Below are 5230 nucleotides of genomic sequence, written 5' to 3' on the forward strand. Positions count from 1 at the left end.
AGACACGAACCGGCCATCGAAACAGCGTTGTATTCACTTTACATCCCGGTAATGCAACAAAAGGTTAGTGCTTTCAAACTTCGCTACTATACGCGCGGGAATCGTGGTTTGGAATGGGGGAAAGTAAACGACGAGTAAATTTTTATGGGCTTATGCAAGCCCATATGCTTAACAGAGAGTTCTTATTCAAAAGAAGAAGAAAAACAGGCCCAAAACGAGCACAAGATCAGCGATAAGCGGACAAAAAATTCCCTGCCAATGAATGGCGCGCGGACGGAAACCCACGCCGTGAATGACGCCGGTACAAACCGCCCACATCAGCAGGAAACCGTGCCAGATTTCCAGCTCGCTGGTTTTTGCCGCAAAGCGCGACGGATCCCAGAAGATGCAGCCCGCTAACGCCAGCGCCATCAATAAGGAAAGCGCCCTTAACGGGCGCTTGTCCATTATCGCATACATATACTTTATCATTCACGTCGCCTCTTTGTTGGCTACGTCTGCTTACCCCAGTCACTTACTTGTGTAAGCTCCTGGGGATTCACAGACTTGCCGCCTCGATGCAACCCGAATGATTTCGTATATCGCATCACGATAATACTCATCAGTGTTCTTCTTTACCTGCTTTGGTCGCTTCCACGTGCTCAAGCGCCAGCGCGGTAATCACCCCAAAGGCACAGGCAAGAAGCGTTCCCAAAATCCATGCGAAATACCACATATATAGCTCCTTACCTTAGTACAGCGAATGAGTGTTCTTTTCGATGTCTTCGCGCGTAATGCGACCAAACATTTTCCAGTAACACCAGGTGGTGTAGCCCAGAATAATCGGTACGAAGACAATCGCTACGTAGGTCATCACGTTCAGCGTCAGCTGGCTGGAAGTCGCATCCCACATGGTCAGGCTCGCGTTCATCTCCGTGCTTGATGGCATAATGAACGGGAACATGGCGATACCGGCAGTCAGAATGATGCAGGCCAGCGTCAGCGAGGAGAACAGAAACGCCCACGCGCCTTTGTCCGCTTTGGTCGAGATGACGGTCAGCAGTGGCAGCACTACGCCCAGAACAGGAATCGCCCACAACGCCGGCATGTTATTAAAGTTCACCATCCACGCGCCGGCTTCACGCGCGACTTCTTTTGTCAGCGGGTTAGACGGGCCGGTATGATCCATCACCGATTTCACCACATAACCGTCGATACCGTAGTAGACCCAAACGCCCGCCAGCACGAAACAGACCAGCGTCACCAGCGCCGCCACTGTCGAAACGGTGCGAGTGCGCAGGTGCAGTTCGCCTACGGTACGCATCTGCAGGTAGGTTGCGCCCTGCGTCAGGATCATCGCCACGCTGACGATACCGGCCAGCAGACCAAATGGGTTCAGCAGCTGGAAGAAGTTACCGGTGTAGTACAGACGCAGATATTCATCAATGTGGAACGGCACGCCCTGCAGCAGGTTGCCGAAGGCCACGCCAATCACCAGCGGCGGCACAAAGCTCCCCACAAAGATGCCCCAGTCCCACATGTTGCGCCAGCGGGTATCTTCAATCTTAGAGCGGTAGTCAAAACCAACCGGACGGAAGAACAAAGAGGCCAGCACCAGAATCATCGCCACATAGAAGCCGGAGAACGCCGCGGCGTACACCATCGGCCAGGCAGCAAACAGCGCGCCGCCGGCGGTGATCAGCCACACTTGGTTTCCGTCCCAGTGCGGGGCGATGGAGTTGATCATAATTCGACGCTCGGTGTCGTTGCGACCGAGGAAACGGGTGAGCATGCCCACCCCCATGTCGAAACCGTCGGCGACGGCGAAACCAATCAGCAGGATGCCAATCAGCAGCCACCAGATTAAACGCAATACTTCATAATCGATCATTTGACGACTCCTGTCTTAGCGTGCCGACTGAATAGCCGCAGAGGACTGTTCAAAGTGATAACGACCCGTTTTCAGGCTGCTCGGTCCTTTGCGGGCAAACTTGAACATAAGGAACAGTTCAGCCACCAGGAACAGCGTGTACAGGCCACAGATCAGCACCATAGAGAAGATCAGATCGCCCGCAGTCAGCGACGAGTTCGCAACCGCTGTTGGCAACACCTCACCAATTGCCCACGGCTGACGGCCATATTCAGCCACAAACCAGCCCGATTCAACAGCAATCCATGGCAGCGGTAGGCCAAAGAACGCGGCACGCAGCAGCCATTTCCTCTCGCCAATTTGGTTACGGATAACGGTCCAGAACGACGCCGCGATGATACCGAGCATCAGGATGCCGCAGGCCACCATGATACGGAACGCGAAGTACAGCGGCGCAACGCTAGGAATAGAGTCTTTGGTCGCCTTAGCGATCTGCTCTTCCGTTGCATCAGCGACATTCGGGGTATAGCGCTTCAGCAGCAGGCCATAGCCGAGGTCTTTCTTAACGCTATTGAACTGGTCGCGCACCGCCTGATCGGTAGAACCGGCGCGCAGCTGTTCTAGCAGCGCGTACGCTTTCATCCCGTTACGGATACGCGCTTCGTGTTGTGCCATCAGGTCTTTCAGGCCGATAACCGGCTTATCCACCGAGCGCGTGGCGATGATGCCCAGCGCGTAAGGGATCTGAATGGCAAAGTGGTTGGTTTGCGCTTGCTGGTCAGGAATACCAAACAGGGTAAAGGCTGCTGGCGCCGGCTGAGTTTCCCATTCAGCTTCAATCGCCGCCAGTTTGGTTTTCTGTACGTCACCCATTTCATAGCCAGATTCATCGCCGAGGACGATAACGGAGAGGATGGCTGCCATCCCGAAGCTGGCTGCGATAGCGAAGGAACGCTTAGCAAAGGCAAAATCACGGCCTTTAAGCATGTACCAGGAGCTAATGGCAAGAATGAACATCGCACCGGTTACGTAGCCTGAAGCGACGGTATGCACAAATTTCACCTGAGCAACCGGGTTCAGAACCAATTCGGAGAAACTGACCATCTCCATACGCATGGTTTCAAAGTTGAAATCCGATGCGATCGGGTTTTGCATCCAGCCGTTAGCCACGAGGATCCACAATGCAGACAAGTTGGAACCCAGAGCCACCAGCCAGGTCACCGCCATGTGCTGAACTTTGCCCAGACGATCCCAACCGAAAAAGAACAGACCTACAAAGGTAGATTCGAGGAAGAAGGCCATCAGACCTTCAATGGCCAGAGGCGCACCGAAGATATCGCCCACGTAGTGAGAGTAATAAGACCAGTTTGTCCCGAACTGGAACTCCATGGTCAACCCGGTTGCCACACCCAGCGCAAAGTTGATACCAAACAACTTGCCCCAGAATTTGGTCATATCTTTATAAATCTGTTTGCCGGAAAGGACGTAAACCGTTTCCATGATGGCCAGCAGGAACGCCATACCGAGCGTCAGTGGCACAAAAAGGAAGTGGTACATCGCGGTCAAGGCAAACTGTAAGCGCGACAGTTCGACTATATCTAACATCATGACTCCTTGCTCATCGCATGAAGACTCCGAGAATGAACCCTGCACACCGAATTCATACGCATGCCCCAATACAAATTAACTTGCTTCCCGCTTCGTTACCGTTTCGTCGCCAGATGAAACAGCTCCTCGCAAAGGTTACAAATACGTTAACGAAAAACCCAATTGATTCCCCAATATATTACGCCGCAATAACCTTACAATAAACAGGATTTTGTTGAATCAGTTTTACATTTACGACGGTGATCAATATATAGCGAAAATGCCTGATTTAGGCCAATTTGATTGGCGACAATTTAACTTTTTTTTATGATTTTTTCCAAGCTTTAAGTATTGATATAAATCAATTTTTCTCACTCATGTTAATTATGTATCCCAACAAAGAATAATGGTGAAAGTAATGTTAAATATATGTTTAAAGCATGCCGGCGATAGTTACTAAAAAGAGAGATATGAGAAGTATAGGTAATATGATTTAACTTTAAGCCGCGTGGTGTGAAAAAAAATAGCGATCTGATTAATGTTAGACGCTTCACAGTATTTTTCCTGATAGACAGCATCAATTAAATCATCATTTTTATCTTTTCATTTTCAGGCCAGAAATAGCACTGAGGATCATTCCCTCCCCCTACCGAAAATATCTTATTATCATTTATAAAAAAGGTTTTAAATCAATACAATAGAAGGGGTTTTTTCTGAAAGATTCAGGTCTGCCGTGGCAAAGCTGTGCCGCCGATCACCTTAAAACGCTGGCAAAAACAGGCATAAAAAAGGCCACCTGACGGTGGCCAACCATGTCGAAATCGGACATTGTTCTGCCCCAGGGAGCAGAGAGGGTTTACTTAATGATTGATTTCAGCGCTTCGCCGATATCCGCCAGGCTACGAACGGTTTTCACGCCCGCGGCTTCCAGCGCAGCAAATTTCTCATCAGCCGTGCCTTTACCGCCTGCGATAATGGCGCCCGCGTGGCCCATACGCTTACCTTTCGGCGCGGTAACGCCCGCGATGTAACCGACAACTGGCTTGGTGACATGATCCTTGATGTAGGCAGCGGCTTCTTCTTCCGCGCTACCACCGATCTCACCGATCATCACGATCGCTTCGGTCTGCGGATCTTCCTCGAACAGCTTCAGGATGTCGATAAAGTTAGAGCCTGGGATCGGGTCGCCGCCGATACCGACACAGGTAGACTGGCCAAAGCCATAGTCGGTAGTCTGCTTAACCGCTTCATAAGTCAGCGTACCGGAACGGGAAACGATACCCACTTTGCCCGGCTGATGAATGTGGCCCGGCATGATACCGATTTTGCAAGCGCCTGGAGTAATGACACCCGGACAGTTCGGGCCGATCATCCGCACACCGGCTTCATCCAGCTTCACTTTCACGGTCAGCATATCCAGCGTCGGGATACCTTCGGTGATGGTAATGATCAGCTTAATGCCAGCGTCGATAGCTTCCAGAATGGAGTCTTTACAGAACGGTGCCGGAACGTAGATAACGGTCGCGGTCGCGCCGGTCGCTTCAACAGCTTCACGCACGGTGTTGAACACCGGCAGCCCCAGGTGAGTGGTGCCGCCTTTGCCCGGCGTGACGCCGCCGACCATTTGCGTGCCGTAAGCAATCGCTTGTTCAGAGTGGAAAGTCCCCTGGCTACCGGTGAAGCCCTGGCAGATAACCTTGGTGTTTTTATCAATTAAAATGGACATTATTTCCCCTCCACTGCGGCAACAACCTGCTGTGCTGCGTCCGTCAGACTTTTCGCTGCAATAATATT

6 protein-coding genes are annotated in these 5230 nt (G+C 51.4%); all 6 read right to left on the reverse strand.

Annotation, left to right across the window (positions count from 1 at the left end; translation table 11 throughout):
- Positions 1–186: 186 nt before the first annotated feature.
- Entirely contained in the window at positions 187–471 is a 285-nt protein-coding gene (ybgE, locus tag ACZAHD_RS21380) for a cyd operon protein YbgE (protein ID WP_462458539.1), read from the reverse strand.
- A 130-nt stretch (positions 472–601) separates the two neighbouring features.
- A complete protein-coding gene (cydX, locus tag ACZAHD_RS21385) occupies positions 602–715 on the reverse strand; it encodes a cytochrome bd-I oxidase subunit CydX (protein WP_004100325.1) in 114 nt (37 codons plus the stop codon).
- Between the two features lie 15 nt (positions 716–730).
- Positions 731–1870 (reverse strand): cytochrome d ubiquinol oxidase subunit II, encoded by a 1140-nt coding sequence (cydB, locus tag ACZAHD_RS21390; RefSeq protein ID WP_462458540.1) that lies wholly within the window; start codon positions 1868–1870, stop codon positions 731–733.
- A 15-nt stretch (positions 1871–1885) separates the two neighbouring features.
- The gene (gene cydA / locus ACZAHD_RS21395; protein ID WP_462458541.1) at positions 1886–3454 is read right to left on the reverse strand and encodes a cytochrome ubiquinol oxidase subunit I; all 1569 of its coding nucleotides are present in this window, start codon (positions 3452–3454) and stop codon (positions 1886–1888) included.
- An 838-nt stretch (positions 3455–4292) separates the two neighbouring features.
- Positions 4293–5162: a succinate--CoA ligase subunit alpha gene (gene sucD / locus ACZAHD_RS21400; protein ID WP_032688797.1), complete on the reverse strand. Its 870-nt coding sequence runs from the start codon at positions 5160–5162 to the stop codon at positions 4293–4295.
- A partial coding sequence (locus tag ACZAHD_RS21405) for a hypothetical protein (RefSeq protein WP_235317388.1) occupies positions 5162–5230 on the reverse strand: 69 nt, incomplete at its 5' end. The genes sucD and ACZAHD_RS21405, both read right to left, overlap by 1 nt.

The organism is Raoultella sp. (assembly GCF_039594335.1).
Taxonomy (GTDB): Bacteria; Pseudomonadota; Gammaproteobacteria; order Enterobacterales; family Enterobacteriaceae; genus Klebsiella.